Source organism: Alteromonas halophila (assembly GCF_014651815.1).
GTDB classification, from domain to species: domain Bacteria; phylum Pseudomonadota; class Gammaproteobacteria; order Enterobacterales; family Alteromonadaceae; genus Alteromonas; species Alteromonas halophila.
The window spans coordinates 76519-93027 of sequence record NZ_BMXP01000004.1 but is presented as its reverse complement, the minus strand read 5'-3'; the positions used below and the strand labels follow the sequence as shown (position 1 = coordinate 93027).

The 16509-nt window shown below is 51.8% G+C and carries 12 protein-coding genes; 7 read left to right on the top strand and 5 right to left on the bottom strand.

Features of this window, described 5'->3' with window-relative positions; translation table 11 throughout:
* Positions 1 to 42 precede the first annotated feature (42 nt).
* The gene (locus tag IE054_RS10015) at positions 43 to 3228 is read right to left on the bottom strand and encodes a S8 family serine peptidase (RefSeq protein ID WP_189406013.1); all 3186 of its coding nucleotides are present in this window, start codon (positions 3226 to 3228) and stop codon (positions 43 to 45) included.
* Between the two features lie 597 nt (positions 3229 to 3825).
* Here IE054_RS10015 and dapE point away from each other — a divergent pair.
* Positions 3826 to 5004, top strand: coding sequence for a succinyl-diaminopimelate desuccinylase (gene dapE, locus IE054_RS10005; protein WP_189406008.1), 1179 nt, complete (start codon positions 3826 to 3828; stop codon positions 5002 to 5004).
* Positions 5005 to 5040: 36 nt separating this feature from the next.
* On the opposite strand, the gene IE054_RS10000 is transcribed toward dapE, so the two are convergent.
* The 4 genes from IE054_RS10000 to rpsT form a co-directional block, all read right to left on the bottom strand.
* Positions 5041 to 5718, bottom strand: coding sequence for a phosphatase PAP2 family protein (locus IE054_RS10000; RefSeq protein WP_189406006.1), 678 nt, complete (start codon positions 5716 to 5718; stop codon positions 5041 to 5043).
* A gap of 137 nt (positions 5719 to 5855) precedes the next feature.
* The gene (gene olsF, locus IE054_RS09995) at positions 5856 to 7580 is read right to left on the bottom strand and encodes a bifunctional ornithine lipid synthase OlsF (protein ID WP_189406004.1); all 1725 of its coding nucleotides are present in this window, start codon (positions 7578 to 7580) and stop codon (positions 5856 to 5858) included.
* A gap of 91 nt (positions 7581 to 7671) precedes the next feature.
* Positions 7672 to 8469 carry a UDP-2,3-diacylglucosamine diphosphatase gene (locus IE054_RS09990; protein WP_189406002.1) on the bottom strand — a complete coding sequence of 266 codons (798 nt, stop codon included), beginning with the start codon at positions 8467 to 8469 and terminating at the stop codon, positions 7672 to 7674.
* A 149-nt stretch (positions 8470 to 8618) separates the two neighbouring features.
* Entirely contained in the window at positions 8619 to 8879 is a 261-nt protein-coding gene (gene rpsT, locus IE054_RS09985) for a 30S ribosomal protein S20 (protein WP_189406001.1), read from the bottom strand.
* 210 nt (positions 8880 to 9089) lie between these two features.
* Between rpsT and murJ the strand changes: the two genes are divergently transcribed.
* The 6 genes from murJ to ispH all read left to right on the top strand — a co-directional run bounded on the left by murJ (position 9090) and on the right by ispH (position 16498).
* Positions 9090 to 10673: a murein biosynthesis integral membrane protein MurJ gene (gene murJ / locus IE054_RS09980; protein WP_189405999.1), complete on the top strand. Its 1584-nt coding sequence runs from the start codon at positions 9090 to 9092 to the stop codon at positions 10671 to 10673.
* Between the two features lie 92 nt (positions 10674 to 10765).
* Positions 10766 to 11689, top strand: coding sequence for a bifunctional riboflavin kinase/FAD synthetase (ribF, locus tag IE054_RS09975; protein WP_189405997.1), 924 nt, complete (start codon positions 10766 to 10768; stop codon positions 11687 to 11689).
* A 57-nt stretch (positions 11690 to 11746) separates the two neighbouring features.
* On the top strand, positions 11747 to 14566 hold the full coding sequence (ileS, locus tag IE054_RS09970; RefSeq protein ID WP_189405995.1) for an isoleucine--tRNA ligase: 2820 nt from the start codon (positions 11747 to 11749) through the stop codon (positions 14564 to 14566).
* On the top strand, positions 14559 to 15071 hold the full coding sequence (gene lspA, locus IE054_RS09965) for a signal peptidase II (protein ID WP_189405993.1): 513 nt from the start codon (positions 14559 to 14561) through the stop codon (positions 15069 to 15071). The genes ileS and lspA overlap by 8 nt, the downstream gene beginning before the upstream one ends.
* A gap of 13 nt (positions 15072 to 15084) precedes the next feature.
* Positions 15085 to 15549: an FKBP-type peptidyl-prolyl cis-trans isomerase gene (gene fkpB / locus IE054_RS09960; RefSeq protein ID WP_189405991.1), complete on the top strand. Its 465-nt coding sequence runs from the start codon at positions 15085 to 15087 to the stop codon at positions 15547 to 15549.
* Between the two features lies 1 nt (position 15550).
* Positions 15551 to 16498 carry a 4-hydroxy-3-methylbut-2-enyl diphosphate reductase gene (gene ispH / locus IE054_RS09955; protein WP_189405989.1) on the top strand — a complete coding sequence of 316 codons (948 nt, stop codon included), beginning with the start codon at positions 15551 to 15553 and terminating at the stop codon, positions 16496 to 16498.
* The last annotated feature ends 11 nt before the right edge of the window (positions 16499 to 16509 follow it).

Sequence of the window (16509 nt, the reverse complement as noted above, 5' to 3'; positions counted from 1 at the left end):
AACTACCGGGAGCACACTACTGCGCTCCCGCCTTTTTTTATTTTAAGGTTGTACTTCCAGTACGGTGGTGCCCTGAGACTCACCGGCATTGTCAAAGAATGTCATGGTTCCCATGTAAAGCTGATTGGGATCCAGTCCTCTGCTTAAGAGATAAACATTCTGGAAACGATTGGCGATGGCGCGAGGCGACGCACTGACCCGGGTGGTACTTTCTGCCTGATCTACGAACCACACCAGTGACGTGTAGTCGACGGAATCCTGACCCGCTGTATCTACCCCATGGGCAAACAAAATGTACAGCGCTCCAGGATCAGCGGGGTCGTTTGGAACAGGGTTAACGACAGTAATGTCTTCGTTAGAGCCAGGTCCAGTCGACGTCGCTACAGGCAAGCAGCTAAAATCAACACAGCGGTAGAGCAACAGGTTAATGTCAGCGCCTTCGGCATCAACCAGAGCATCAGTCAGAACAAACCGCAGCAATGAAGTGCCTTCGCCAACGGTAAAGAATGTTGCCGTATCAAGGTTCGCATTGAAGCTAAACTCACCCGGTTGCGAAATAGCCGTTCCTGCTAATCCGGCGGCAGGTGTCAAGCCCTGGTGTTCAACGCTGAACTGACCAGAATAGAAGGTCTGCACGTAAATGGCCGCGCGACCGCGTTGCAACTGAAGTGACAGTGACTCTGGCACATCAATAGTGGCTTCCAGAGCTGGCTTCACGGCAATTGGACTGCGAACATTAATGCCATTGTTGCCTTCCAGCGTCAGTGAGCCAAACACCCACTCTTCCGGGGTGGCATCATCTGTTGTAGTGAAGGTCAGAGCATAACTGGCAGTACCATCAGCAGATACCTCCAGCATGCCGTCGCCAATTGCGTTACCGTCGCTGTCGATGGCGGTGGCTGACACTTCCACGCCAGCAGGCGCTTCGATGTTGAACGAGTAAGTCCCGCCGGCACCGGTCACGTCGGTAACGGTACGGAAAATTGTCTCACTGCCTTCCAGTTGTTCAATGGCAATCGAGGGGTAGTTGAGCTGGCTGGCATCAAATGAGAAGCCCGACTCTTCCAGTCCTTCACAGGTCTGTTCGCTTAAGGTAGCGACCAGTCCTGATTCGCCCTGACCACAGAGAAACGCCAGGTAGTCACCGGTATCGGCGCTGTATACGAGCCCTGGGTTCATTGACGGAACCGGATCAGCATGACCAGCACCAAAGTCAAATGGGTCGGCAGGCGTAAATGCGTCTTCTTTCAACACATCCTGGCGTGCGGCCGTCATAAGGGCTGATTTGATTTGCGCAGGTGTCCACTCTGGGTACTGACCCCTAAACAGGGCTGCCAGGCCAGCAATATGTGGGCTGGACATGGACGTACCTTGCAAATATGCGTATGACTCGCCATCCACATTTCCGCCGAACTCAAACTGGTTTGAGCTGGTCGCTGCAAGAATACGTACACCCGGAGCGGTGATATCAGGTTTAAGAATATCGGCCGTTTGCGGGTTTGGACCCCTTGACGAGAAGTCTGCCATTAAATTGCCGACTTCAGTGGCTGTGGTCGCTGCCGGTGAGGTGGTCATGGTCACGTTTGTCGTGCCATTGTTTACACTGTCGACTAAATCCAGCCCGACTGGGCGTTCGACCATCACAGCCGGTATATCAAAGCTTAAGTTGCCGCCCATTGCGACAGGCGTGCGGTTATCGGTAAAGACAACAATTCCTTCTGCACCTGCGTCTACAGCGTTTTGAAATTTGATATCAAACGCACAGGTTCCACGCTCAATCAGCGCAATCTGGCCGGTGAGATCACTGGACAGCGGGTCACAAGCGAGGCGCGGTTCGGCCAGGCCAAGATCACCGGAGAAACCTTCTTCAGGAATATCCGTACCGATGGTTGATGAAATAGAGAAGACTGCCTGACCTTCCAGATCACCGGAGTTTATCTCAAGTTCACTACCAATCAGAGCAGACTCGCCGTCATAGGTGGACGCCGCAACAGTGGTTACCCAAGGGGCAATGTTGCCTACACTACCAGCAGTCGGACCGCTGTTACCTGCCGACGCAGAGAAGAATACACCTGCATCTGCCGCACGCAACGCTGCGTTATAGACCGGTGAATTAATGCTGTTGCTGTTGCCGATGGAGTAGTTAAGTATATCGACACCGTCAACGACGGCCTGGTCGATGGCGGCCATGCTGTCACCAAAGAAACAGCCGCGCTCATTAACTCCGTCCGGGCTGACGTAGTTGGCGTTCCAGCACACTTTGTAGGCCGCAATCCGGGCACGAGGTGCCATGCCAGACACCGTACCAACGTCTACGCCCTGAATGGTGGCAGTAACACCAGCATTACCCGCTGCGGTTGAGGCGGTATGACTTCCGTGACCATCAGCATCGCGCGGTGAGGCAAACTCACCCAGTGCGAATTGAATTTCATACACGCTGGAGAATGTTTCACCGAAGTAACGTGCACCAATCAGTTTGTTGTTACAGGTAAACGTGTCTGCGGGTGCAGTGTCATCGTTGTACACCACAACGCCAGAGCTGTTTACAAACTCACCGACGCTACCTTCGTTACAGGCGCCTTCCCATCCTTCCGGTGGTGCGCCATAAGCGAGCTCAGACACCTGAGAGTCCTCGCTGAAAGACGGGTTCTCGGGCCAGATACCTGAATCAAGAATACCGACAATGACGTCCTCGCCTTTAATTCCCAGCGTATGCTGACCACCCGGACCTGTCAGTCCCAGAAACTCTGGCGTATTGGCGGTTTCTGGCTGATGCAGTTCGTCATGGTAGACATTGGCAACATCAGGGTGGTTTTTAAGCGCATTAACCTGGCTGTCCGTCAGACGTGCTGAGAAGCCGTTGTAAGTATGCGAGTAACTATGGATGATTTTAATAGAACCAATGTCGGTTGCGACTTTGCTTTGACGCTGTTTCACCGCATTGATGTACTCAGAAACTTTGGGCGAAGTAGGGTCGTACTTATTGCCAAAATTGCCGGCTGCCGGGTTACTGGGAGCCAGTTCGCCGAGCTCAGATGCTTTCGCAATCGCGGGTGCACCTTTAAGCTGAACGATATATACATTGTGAGACTGAGCGACGACAGGAGCCGAACCCGCCTCAGAAAACTTACTAGGATCTGTCTGGACTATATTACTGGGGGCTGCGACAACACAGCTTACCATGGCGCCTGAAAGGGCCATGCCAGTGAGAATTTTATTATACTTCATCTTCTCTCCCTTCTTGGTTTTATTGATGACTCAATGGTCACCGTTTGTTGCACCGGCAGAAATGGTCTGCCTGATAGCAAAGCGGTACTCGGGCTACGAGAAACGAAGAACCAACAACGAAGATTCGTCACAGTTGCGTGAGCAGCTCACAAATCATGATTGACGTTAGTAGCGTACGAAGGATTTATTATTCTGAAAAAACTGAAGCAATCACTGAGCCATAAATGGCAAGTGTTTGAATAGTAAACAGAAAGGGTGTTATTTGACCATCTGTAAGGGTTTGAGTGTAAAAAAATTCAACACTTTGTGCTGCTGACTACGTGATCATTTCTCCGCCATTTTCTGGGTTGTTTTGCGCATCGGCGCATTAATTTTTTTAATTAGGTTTTTCTTACTTACCTGTCAGGCACTGACAGGTGGGAGTTTTTAATGTTTTTATGAAATGCGCGAGACCCGTACAGGATTCAGCAATATTATTTTAGTGCTTGTTTTATGAACAGTTTTTGAGTGTAAAAAAACTGTCGCAATATCGTTATGAGGCTGTCATTTGCATATTGTGTACTAGCCGTGCAATCACATTTTTGTCAAGGTTTAGAAATGACAACCAGGTCACTCGGTGCTACTCACATAACGCAGTCAGTTGAGTACGCAAGAACGCTTATCCACATGCCCTCCGTCACGCCTGATGACGGCGGTTGCCAGATGTTTATAGCAGAGCAACTGGCGCACTTCGGATTTTCCTGTGAGCATTATCAAATTAACAACGTGAGCAATCTTGTTGCCCGCTGGGGGCAGGGCTCCCGTCATATTGCTTTTAGTGGTCACACGGATGTCGTTCCTCCCGGTCCACTTGAACACTGGCAGTTTGAGCCGTTCGTAGCCACGATAAGCGAAAGTCGGCTTTATGGTCGCGGGGCGGCGGATATGAAAACTGGTATTGCCGCCATGCTAAGTGCCACCGCGCGGACGGTGGCGAGTGTCAGCCCTGAGAATGTCAGTTTCTGGTGGCTAATAACCAGCGATGAGGAAGGAGAGGCCGAAGATGGCTCTAAGTGGATCAAGCAGTATCTTGATGAGCAAGGCGTCACACTGGATATGTGTCTGGTCGGTGAACCGTCGGCATCGCAGTATACCGGTGATACGATCAAGGTTGGGCGTCGCGGTTCGTTATCAGCAAGCGTCAAGATAACTGGTAAGCAAGGCCATGTCGCGTATCCTCAGCATTGCAATAATGCTATTCATAAGGCCGCTGCCATCATTCAGGCGCTGCTTGCCTATCCGTGGGATGAAGGCAGTGCAGATTTTCCGGGGACGACCTTGCAGGTAACGCATGTGGATAGCGGAACGTTTACCGATAATCTGGCTCCGGGCAGCGGGCGGATTGAATTTAACGTGCGTTATTCCAGTGAATATAATCAGGCCTCGCTGACACGTCTGCTGACCGAGCTTATTAAAGCGGTCGATCCAACTGCGGCAATTACCTGGTCACGCCCATGTGAGGCATTCCTTAGCCAGCCACGTACCGGAAAATGCCTGATCCGGGCGGCAGAATCTGCAATTGTGAAAGCGACCGGGCGTTATCCGCTTATCAGCACCTCGGGGGGTACGTCAGATGGTCGCTTTTTTGCCTCAGAGCAAACCCAGGTGGTGGAACTGGGCGTGCCGAATACCTCAATACATCAGGTGAATGAAAATATTCATCTCTCTGACCTTCTGACACTGGAAGATGTGTATACAGACATGCTGATGGCACTGTTTAGTGATGGTGAATGTTAAGCATAATGGTGCGCTTCCATGATTCGTCGCGATTGGCTAAGCGTTTTTGTTGTCTGTAAACAGATAAGGTACTACTTTATAACTGGCCAGCGCCCAGAATGCGCCAGCGCACCAGCCGGCAAGTACGTCGGTCGGCCAGTGTACGCCCAGATAGACCCGGCTAACCCCAACCCAAAGCGCCACTATCACGGCGGCAACGTAAATAAGTCCCCTGATTGCGCTTCGCGTCTGCACGCTGGCAAGCAGCAGTGCCAGTGACATATACACGAGTGTAGACATCATGGCATGCGCTGACGGAAAGGATGCCGTATACACCTTGGTGGCGTGGCTGACCAGGTCTGGCCGTGGGCGATCAATTGCGTGTTTGAGGAGAAAGGCCATGGCCAGTCCCGATAGTATAGTTATCGTTAGAAATACGGCCATGTGCTTTTTATCACGCAGATAGAGATAAGCGGCGCTGAACAAAGAAAGTGACAGCAAAATCCAGTTGCTGCCCAGCGCGGTACCATCCCGCATCATTTCTTCCAGCCACGTGGGGCCCAGCGGATCTGTCACATCACTGGATGAACGTAATGCCAGGATCAGTTGTTTATCAAGCTGCAGCGTGTCGCCTGCCTGCACAACAATCGCCATTTCAATAAAAAACCAGCTCAGGCCGGAAAAACAGAGTAACAGGGCCAGTGCTTTGCCCCGGAACAGTTTGCTAAGTGTCATACAATCCCGTGTTTATCCGTCGTATTTCATGTTTATTCGGATAAACAGGTACTTTGTATCACTTCTCAGACACCAGACCGGCGTGGCGGGTATTTATACTCACATGATCATTTTTCTGTAGCAGTGTCAGTGTTGACCTATGCACTTTTGTCCAGCGCCGGTTCACCCAGGTAGCGCTTACGCTTCTTAACAGTCAGCGCCCTTAAGTCGACAACAACCAGCCCATCAATACAATCATTGAAGTCGGGATCGACATTAAAGTCGAGAAAAGCTACCCCTTCTGGCTCACACACTTCGGTATATTGCTTATACAGGGTAGGGACGTTCACCCCCATATTGGCCAGCAGGGCTTTAAGCTCGGTAAATTCTTCGCGGTAATGCTTGCCGCTGAAGGTCTGCAATACATCGGCTGATACAGGGTAAGGCTTTCTGGACACGGCACAGCCAAACTTTGCCGGAAAATGGCTGCGATAAAAGTGCACCAATAAGTCTTTGGCAGGCTGCGGGTAGCTGTCACTCAAAGAGACAGCCCCGAACAGATAACGGTATTTCGGGTACCGGCGTAAAAACGCGCCAATGCCAAACCACAGATAATCCAGACTGCGTTTACCCCAGTAGCGGGGCTGTACAAAACTCCGGCCCAGTTCCAGTCCCTCACGGAACAGCGCCTGGTTTTCCTGCGGCGGGTAGTCAAACAACGTGGCCGAATACAGGCCTGTGGGATGGGTCGGGGCGGTCAGTTGCTGCGCATCGCCAAACCGGTAAGCCCCGACAATTTCCAAATCATTATCGTCCCACAACACCAGGTGATAATAGTGTGAGTCGTATTTGTCGATGTCCCGACGGCTATTGGTTCCTTCACCCACAGCGCGAAACGCAATTTCACGAAGCCGGCCTATTTCTCGCATTATCGGCGAACTGGTGTGGTGCTGATACAAATAAATGGATTTACCATCGGCGGTGTGGCCGAGGTGCTCACATTGTTTTTTTATCGCCCGGGTGAGCTCTTTGCGATCTTCCGGCAGCGCAACCGGTGCCTGGGTTGCGAAAACGCCCTTCTTATTGTTGCCAATACGGTATAGGTGCCGCTTAAACAGCTTTACCTGATCTTTTAACGGAATGGTGAGCTTCTGATATGACTCGCTGGGGATCAGTTCCCCAATGCGCATAGGCAGGTGTGTTTTACGCTGACCAAACATTTCTCTGACCAGCAGTGCCGTGGCCAGCGGTTTATAGAGCATCGATACGCCATAGAAAAATGGCGAGTTTTTCGCGTCGATAAAAACCGGCAACAGCGGTGATTTAGTGTGCCGGGCGATGCGCAGAAAGCCGCTGTGCCAGAATGTATCGCGGACGCCCTGAGGGCGCAGTCGCGAGACTTCGCCCGCCGGAAATATCAGTACCGCGCCTTCCTCTCTCAGGTGGCCGTGAATGGCCTCAAGGTGTTGCTTTGGTGTGCCGCCCTGCATGTTATTAACCGGTAACAGCATATCGTGCAGCGGCTCAATGGCCATCAGCATCTCGTTTGCCACGACTTTCAGATCGTGCCGGACTTCACTGACCAGTTTAATCAGGGCCAGTGCGTCCAGCGATCCGATTGGATGGTTGGCAATAATGACCAGGCGTCCCTCGGTTGGAATACGTTCACGCTCAACATCACGGGTAGAGTAGCTGATATTAAAGTAATCCAGGACCTGCTCGACAAAGTCGATATCGTGATAATGCGGATAGGTTTCACCAAACTCGGTTATCTCACGTTCGTGGAGCAGGTGTCGCAATACAAAAGACAATGACTTGAACAGCCAGGGCTTGCTGGCAACGCTGGGGTAGTGCTTATTTAGTACTTCATCAACGGTAAACATAAATATTCTCGCTTATGATGAAACAGGTATGGCGCTGGCATGCGTTGATGCGCAGGTTTATGTCATTCGCTTTGCAGTACCGGGGCATCCGTCAGGCCGCCTTTGACGCGGCTGTGTCCGGCTTCAGATGTCTGATCCTGGTTGCCCCCATCATTTGATGATAATAAATCAGGGTGAGCTGGCCCGTGTCGTCTTCTGCCAGCGCACTGCAGTTTTCAATCCAGTCACCGTCGTTGATGTAGTGAATACCATTTTCGACCGTGCTTTCCGGATGATGAATATGACCACAGATAACGCCATCCAGACTGAGCTCGGCTGCGCGCTTGCAGCATGCCTGCCGGTAACGGCTGATGGCCTCATTAGCGCCTTTAATGTGTTTTTTTATGTAACCCGCCAGGGACCAGTATTCCCGTTTGCGCAATGTCTGAATCCGGTTGTACCAGCGATTCAAAAACAGCAATAGATCGTAGGCTTTATCGCCCAGCCAGGCGTGAAATCTGCCCAGTGTGACGTCGGCATCGAACTGATCGCCATGCAATACGAGGTACCGCTTTCCTGCCGCCGTGGTATGAATCAGCTCCCGTTCAATGTCTATGTCCCCCAGTGCCATGCCCGAGTAAGACTGCAATGGCTCGTCATGGTTACCCGGAAGATAGACAACCCGGGTACCCTGCTGGCTCATTTGCATAAATTTGTGCAGTACCTGGTTATGACGCTGTGGCCAGCGGAACTGTTTGCTCATTTGCCACATGTCGACAATATCCCCAACCAGGTAAAGGGTATCGACGGTGACGGAATCAAGAAAATGCAGTAAAAATTCGGCTTTACAGTCCTGACTGCCAAGGTGCAGATCGGATAACCAGAGCGTGCGGTAGTGGGGCGTTTGCATAACGACATTCCAACGTATTTCTACTTTGGAAGGCCATGATAGGGCGGCTTGTTGACAGTTAGGTGACGGGCAGTTGACGATCCTGTGACAATTGACAGGCATAAAAAAAGCGCCAACCGGCGCTTTTTATCTTACTCACGTCATGCGTATTACAGCGCTTTAATTTGCGCCATCAAACGGCTTTTATGACGTGCAGCTTTGTTCTTGTGAATCAAACCTTTGGTTGCCATTCTGTCAAGCATAGGTTGAGCAGCAGCGAATGCAGCCTGTGCACCTTCTTTGTCGCCTTTAGCGATAGCCGCTGTTACTTTCTTGATGCTTGTACGAGTCATGGAGCGGCGGCTGGCATTATGCTGACGACGCTTTTCGGCTTGGATTGCACGTTTCTTAGCAGACTTAATGTTAGCCAAGGTGTAACTCCCAAAAAAATTCATGTCAAAATCGAGGGTGCGGATTGTGCCTAGCTATCGATGAAATGTCAAACGATTTTGTCGGCTGCCGGCAAATCCGTGTATCACTAACGTTTTACTGCTCTGACTGGCCGTTTTACGGTTTCCTCATTCATCAGGCTTCCGTTATGATACACGTCATTATAAATCATCAGCGGGGCGAAACGGAAGGTGTCAGGGAAGCTAATTAGATCGGGCCTAATTGTCAGTGCAATGACACTCATTTCTCGCGTACTGGGGCTGGCCCGTGACGTAGTGGTAGCCCGGCTCATGGGTGACGGCGCGGCTGCCGACGTCTTTTTCTTCGCCAATAAAATCCCTAACTTTCTACGGCGCCTGTTTGCAGAAGGGGCATTTGCCCAGGCTTTCATTCCGGTGCTCACAGAAGTCAAAGAAGAACACGACGATGCGCACTTGCGCGCGTTTGTGGCGCGCATCTCCGGAACGCTTGGGGCGATTGTTTTTGTGGTGTCGCTGCTCGGAGTATTGTTGTCACCCGTGCTGGCCGCCCTGTTTGGCACCGGCTGGTTCATTGACTGGCTCAGCGACGGGAAAGACGGGGAGAAATATCTGCTGGCCAGTACCATGCTGAAAATCACCTTTCCGTATCTGGCGTTTATTTCGCTTACCGGACTGGCCGGGGCGATACTCAATACCCTCAATCAGTTTGCGGTGGCGGCCTTTACGCCAGTGTTGCTAAATATTTGTATTATCCTGTTTGCGATGTATGTCTCGCCAGAGCTGGCACAGCCAGCGTATGGTCTGGCCTGGGGCGTATTTGTCGGTGGTGTTGTACAACTGGCGTTTCAGCTACCTTTTTTGTTTAGGGCTGGCTTGCTGGTGCGGCCAAAGTGGGGCTGGCATGATCCACATGTAAAGAAAGTCCGGACACTGATGATCCCCGCGCTTTTTGGCGTATCGGTAGGGCAGATTAACTTACTGTTCGATACCTTTATTGCCAGCTTCCTGATGACGGGGTCTATCAGCTGGCTTTATTACTCTGACCGTCTGCTGGAGTTTCCGTTAGGGTTGTTTGGCATTGCCATCGCGACAGTGATCCTGCCGGCGCTGTCACGCAATCATGTGGGCAAAGATGCCCGTGGCTTTTCCGATAACATTGACTGGGCCGTCCGTATGGTGTGCTTGCTGGGGATCCCGGCAGCCACAGGGCTTGGCGTCATGGCTGAACCTATTCTCACTGTTATTTTCCAGCGCGGCGCGTTCAGCGCCGAAACGGCACGCATGGCCTCGTATTCGCTGACTGCCTATGCATTCGGATTACTCAGCTTTATGTTGGTGAAAGTGCTGGCACCCGGCTTTTATTCCCGTCAGGACACCAAAACACCGGTTAAATTCGGGATCTGGTGCATGGCTGCAAATATGGTATTCAACCTCATTCTTGCCATCCCTTTTGGCTATATTGGCCTGGCGGCGGCAACCAGTTTATCGGCTACGCTCAATGCCGGCTTACTGTATTACACGCTGCATCAGCAGGGTGTCTATGTGGTATCCCGCACAACTTTACTGTTTGTTGTAAAAGTGCTGCTGGCCAGTGCCGCAATGGCAGTCATTATCGTGTGGCGTGATATTGGTGATGCATTCTATGATTTTGCACTGGTAGCGCAGATTCAGCACGTTGCCGTGTCGATTGGCCTGGCGCTGGTGGTCTTTTTTGGCACTGCGCTGGTACTGGGCGTACGACCTGCTCAATTAACGCCCGCGCAAGCGGAACGTTCTTCGGTGCGATCAGAATAATCAAAGGCGCACAGGAATTGGTATTCAGCCGCGTGTCGTTTATAATCGCGGGCTTCATCACAGGTAATTTCTAACAGAAGGCAGAATCGACAGTGGAGTTAGTCCGCGGACTACATAATCTGCGCCCCCAGCATCGCGGCTGCGTGCTGACTATCGGCAAATTTGACGGGGTGCACCGTGGGCATCAGGCGGTATTGGCGAATGTTAAGGCACAGGCCGAAGCGCTGTCATTACCCGCCACGGTGATGGTTTTCGAGCCACACCCGGAAGAGGTTTTTACCCCCGATACTGCACCTGCCAGGCTGAGTCCATTACGGGAAAAATATTTGCTCCTGAAGCGTCAGGGCGTTGACAGGCTGGTCGCGGTGCAATTTAATCGGGCCTTTGCCAGTCAGTCCGCTGGCACGTTTGTGAAATCATTACTGGTGGACAAACTGGGTGTGAAATTTCTGGTAGTCGGTGATGATTTTCGTTTTGGACGTGGCCGCGAAGGCGATTTCGAGATGCTCGAAGCCGCGGGACGAGAACACGGGTTTCGTGTGGTCAGCACACAAAGCTATCGTATGCATGATCATCGCATCAGTTCCACGGCCGTGCGAGACGCGTTAGACAGTGGTGATTTTGCGCATGCACATGAAATGCTGGGCCGGCCTTTTTCTATCCGGGGACGGGTTGTGCATGGCGAGAAGAAAGGGCGTACCATCGGCTTCCCGACCGCCAATGTGCTGCTCAAGCGCTGTCGTTCTCCATTAAAAGGCGTGTTTGCCGTGCGTGTCGATATCGATGGTCAGCCATTTAAAGGGGTTGCCAATGTCGGCTCACGGCCCACGGTTGGCGGTCAGCGAAGCCAGTTGGAAGTGCACCTTTTCGACTTTAGTGAAGACATTTACGGGCGTTCTATTGATGTCTATCCAGTAGCAAAACTACGTGACGAAAAAAAGTTTGCCTCCTTTGAGGTATTAAAAAACCAAATTGAAGACGACGCCCGCGAAGCGCGAGCGTTATTAGGAGCATAGGGTTGTCCGCCAACTGTGCCGCTTTAGACCTAACAGGTAAATGGATAAAAAAGATTTATGAGTGATTACAAAGCAACACTGAACCTCCCTGAAACCGATTTTCCAATGCGAGGCAATCTGGCAAAGCGAGAGCCACAGATGCTTAAGGCCTGGCAGGAAAAGGATTTGTACCGTCAGATCCGTGAGGCCAAAGCGGGTAAAACGCCTTTTGTGTTGCACGATGGCCCTCCTTATGCGAACGGGGACATTCATATTGGTCACGCGGTAAATAAAATTCTGAAAGACATTATCGTGAAGTCTAAAACCCTGTCGGATTATGATGCCCCCTATGTGCCGGGGTGGGACTGTCATGGTTTGCCGATTGAACTGATGGTGGAGAAAAAAGTCGGGAAACCCGGTAAGAAGGTTACTGCGGCTGAGTTCCGTCAGCGCTGCCGCGATTATGCACAAAAGCAAATCGACGGTCAGATGAATGATTTCAAGCGTCTTGGCATCTTCGGCGAATGGGACAAGCCCTACAAAACCATGGATTTTGACAGCGAAGCAAACATCATTCGTGCGCTGGGTAAAATCGTCGAGTCCGGCCATCTGGAAAAAGGCTTTAAGCCCGTGCACTGGTGCACCGACTGTGGCTCAGCCCTGGCAGAGGCCGAAGTTGAATATAAAGACAAAGTCTCGCCTGCCATTGATGTGAAGTTTCCGGTTGCCGACAGTGCGGCAATTGCTGCAGCATTTGGCGTGAGTGAAGAGCAATTACGTGATCATCAAGCCGGGGTCGCAATCTGGACAACCACCCCCTGGACCCTGCCCGCGAACCGGGCTATCAGCCTGCACCCGGAACTGACCTATGCCCTGGTTGAACTGGGAGAAGACAAGCAGTGGATTGTGATGGCACAGGACCTGGTAGAAAGCTGTATCGAGCGCTACGGCGTTACCTCTTTCCGTGAGGTCGCGACCTGTGTTGGTGAATCGCTGGATAACCTGAAAGTTCATCATCCGTTTCTGGAGCTTCAGGTTCCGCTGATCATGGGCGATCATGTCACCGTGGATTCTGGTACTGGCTGTGTGCATACCGCGCCGGCACATGGTGTGGATGACTTTAACATCGGTAAACAATATGGCATCGAGGTGTACAATCCGGTCGGCAACAACGGGGTTTATCTGGATGACGTACCGCTGTTTGGCGGCCAGTTTGTCTTTAAAGCCAATGACGCCATTGTTGAGACCGTGAAAGAGAAGGGGAACCTGCTGCTGAATGTGAAGTATGAGCACAGCTACCCGCATTGCTGGCGGCATAAAACGCCAATCATCTTCCGCGCTACGCCGCAGTGGTTTATCAGCATGGATAACAAAGGACTGCGCAAGGCGTCGCTTGAACAAATTAAGCAAACCGAATGGATCCCGGAATGGGGTGAAAACCGCATTGAAAAAATGGTCGAAGGACGTCCGGACTGGTGTATTTCCCGGCAGCGAACCTGGGGTGTGCCTATCCCGCTGTACGTACACAAACAGACCGGTGATCTGCATCCGGATACGCCGGCACTGATTGAGAAGGTCGCAGCCTGCGTTGAACAATCAGGGATTCAGGCCTGGTGGGACCTTGATGACAGCGAGTTACTGGGCGATAACGCCGGGGATTACGACAAGGTAACGGATACGCTGGATGTCTGGTTTGACTCTGGCGTGACACACTATTTTGTGGTCGACCGTCGTGATGATATTCCGTCGTCGGCAGACTTATACCTTGAAGGCTCGGATCAGCACCGTGGCTGGTTTATGTCGTCACTGATGACATCGACAGCCATGCATGGGCATGCACCCTATAAACAGGTGCTCACTCACGGCTTTACGGTGGATGCGCACGGCAAGAAAATGTCCAAGTCGCTGGGCAATGTGGTAGCTCCTCAGGAGGTTACCAACAAGCTAGGCGCCGATATTCTGCGACTGTGGGTAGCGTCAACAGACTATCGCGGTGAAATTGCGGTGTCGGATGAAATTCTTAAGCGCGCAGCCGATGCGTATCGCCGCTTACGCAATACGTCTCGCTTCCTGCTGGCTAATCTGAATGGCTTCACGCTGGATGATGCCGTGCCTGAGCAGGATATGGTGGCGCTGGATCGCTGGATCGTTGGTCGCGCCAGAGCGTTACAAAAAGAGCTGGTTGAAGCTTATGAGCAATACGATTTACTGGTCGTTAGCCAGAAGCTGATGCACTTTTGCTCAATAGAGCTGGGCGCGTTTTACCTCGACGTCATTAAAGATCGTCAGTATACCGCCAAAGCCGACAGTGTTGCGCGACGCTCCTGCCAGACCGCGCTTTACCATATTGTTGAGGCGCTGGTGCGCTGGATGGCGCCGATTACCAGCTTTACGGCGCAGGAAATCTGGGAGGCATTGCCAGGCAAGCGCAGTGCATTTGTCTTTACCGAAGCCTGGTATACCGGCTTTGATGGCTTTACTGACGATAACACCTTTGGTGACGACTTCTGGCATCAGGTACTGGCTGTGAAAGATACGGTCAATCAGGCCATGGAACAAAGCCGGAAGGATGGAAAGCTTGGGGGTTCACTGGAGGCCAACATCACGCTGTATGCCTCTGATGCACTTTATAACACCCTTGCACAATTAGAAGACGAACTGCGGTTTGTACTGATTACATCGGGCGTGACCTTGTGCAAAGCTGAAGATGCGCCGGCAGACGCCAAATCCACGGCCCTTGATGGATTGTCTGTCATTGTTAATAAAAGTAAGGGTACCAAGTGCGTGCGCTGCTGGCACCATCGGGAAGATGTGGGCAGCGATGAGCATCATCCTGAACTGTGCAGCCGCTGCGTGACTAACGTCGCGGGTGATGGGGAAACACGCCACTATGCCTGATATCCTGAAACGTACCGGGCTTCGTTTTTTATGGATTAGCCTGGTCATTATCATACTGGATCAGTGGAGCAAGCATGCCGTTGTGGCCGCGATGGATTTGTATCAGTCGGTCCAGGTCCTGCCGTCGTTTAATCTGACCTATGTGCATAACTACGGTGCTGCATTTAGCTTTTTGCATGGCGCAGGCGGCTGGCAGCGCTGGTTCTTTACCGTCATCGCGCTGGTGGTGAGCGTGATGATCCTGTGGTGGCTCAGGCAAACGCCCCGGCATCAGGTAAGATTGCCTGTCGCGTTTTCGTGTATTCTCGGCGGCGCAATCGGTAATGTCTATGACCGGTTAGTGCACGGTTATGTTATCGATTTTTTGGATTTTTATATTGGACAGTGGCACTGGCCGGCATTCAATATCGCCGACTGTGCAATTTTCATCGGCGCCGCGTTATTGATTATTGATATGATAGTCAGGCCAGAAGAAGATGCTAAAGCATCAAAACCAGATAAATAAACGAGGCAGTAGTATGACCGAACGCCGCGAAATTGGTGAAAACTGCGAAGTGATTCTGCACTTTGATCTGAAACTTGAGGACGGCTCCGCGGCTGACAGTACGCGGGTCAACAACCGGCCGGCTAAACTGGTCATTGGTGACGGCAGTCTTACGCCAAACTTTGAAGCCTGTTTACTGGGCCTTGCCAAAGGGGACAAAAAGGCGTTTACGCTGGCAGCAGAAGAAGCTTTCGGACGTCCTGATCCGAATAACGTGCATTATATGGATCGCAGCCGCTTTAGCAGCGAACTGAGTATTGAAGAGGGCATGATCCTGGCCTTTTCTCAGCCGGATGGCAGTGAGGTTCCGGGCATTATACGGAGCGTCGCGGGTGACTCCGTGACAGTGGATTTTAATCATCCGCTGGCTGGCCAAACCGTGATATTTGATGTTGAAATTATCAACGTTCTGCCAGCCAAAACACAGCAAGGGGGCTAATATGCAAATTCATCTGGCGAATCCACGCGGGTTTTGTGCGGGCGTCGATCGCGCAATCACTATCGTCGAGCGTGCTCTGGAGATGTTCGATCCCCCTATTTATGTGCGCCACGAAGTTGTGCACAACCGTTTTGTGGTTGAAGGACTTAAAGAGCGTGGCGCGCTGTTTGTGGATGAACTGCATGAAGTACCGGATGACAGCATTGTTATATTTTCAGCTCACGGTGTTTCTCAGGCTGTCAGACGAGAAGCACAGTCCCGAGGACTGAAGGTATTTGATGCAACCTGCCCGCTGGTTACTAAAGTTCATATGGAAGTGACCCGGGCCAGTAAGATGGGCACAGAGTGTATTTTGATTGGGCATGCCGGTCACCCCGAAGTTGAAGGTACCATGGGCCAGTACAGTAATCCGCAAGGTGGCATTTACCTGGTGGAGTCCGAAAATGATGTCGACACACTTGAGGTGAAGAACCCCGAACAACTCTATTACTGCAGCCAGACAACCCTGTCTGTTGATGATACGGCAGGGGTCATTGATGCCCTGCGGGCGCGCTTTCCAGCGATCCAGGGACCTCGCAAGGATGATATCTGTTATGCCACGCAAAATCGTCAGGATGCCGTGCGAGCGCTGTCAGAGGACTGCGACGTCCTGTTGGTGGTAGGGGCTCAGAACAGTTCAAATTCCAATCGGTTGCGTGAGCTGGCTGAAAAAGTTGGCGCCAAAGCGTATTTGATCGCTGATGCAAACTGTATACAGCGCCAGTGGTTTGATAATGCTGAACATGTTGGTGTAACAGCAGGCGCATCGGCACCTGAGATCCTCGTACAGGGGGTGGTCGACAAGCTGCTTGAGTGGGGCGCAGTGAAAGCCAGTGAGCGACCAGGCCGGGAAGAAAACATTGAGTTTGCCGTGCCAAAAGAGCTGCGCATCGCCACGGTTGCCCGGTAACGCTGAAATTC

Coding starts and splice junctions, on each gene's coding strand:
- ileS (WP_189405995.1), top strand. CDS start 11,747: ATGAGTGATTACAAAGCAACACTGAACCTCCCTGAAACCGATTTTCCA.
- olsF (WP_189406004.1), bottom strand. CDS start 7,580: ATGTTTACCGTTGATGAAGTACTAAATAAGCACTACCCCAGCGTTGCC.
- fkpB (WP_189405991.1), top strand. CDS start 15,085: ATGACCGAACGCCGCGAAATTGGTGAAAACTGCGAAGTGATTCTGCAC.
- ispH (WP_189405989.1), top strand. CDS start 15,551: ATGCAAATTCATCTGGCGAATCCACGCGGGTTTTGTGCGGGCGTCGAT.
- dapE (WP_189406008.1), top strand. CDS start 3,826: ATGACAACCAGGTCACTCGGTGCTACTCACATAACGCAGTCAGTTGAG.
- IE054_RS10000 (WP_189406006.1), bottom strand. CDS start 5,718: ATGACACTTAGCAAACTGTTCCGGGGCAAAGCACTGGCCCTGTTACTC.
- lspA (WP_189405993.1), top strand. CDS start 14,559: ATGCCTGATATCCTGAAACGTACCGGGCTTCGTTTTTTATGGATTAGC.
- IE054_RS09990 (WP_189406002.1), bottom strand. CDS start 8,469: ATGCAAACGCCCCACTACCGCACGCTCTGGTTATCCGATCTGCACCTT.
- IE054_RS10015 (WP_189406013.1), bottom strand. CDS start 3,228: ATGAAGTATAATAAAATTCTCACTGGCATGGCCCTTTCAGGCGCCATG.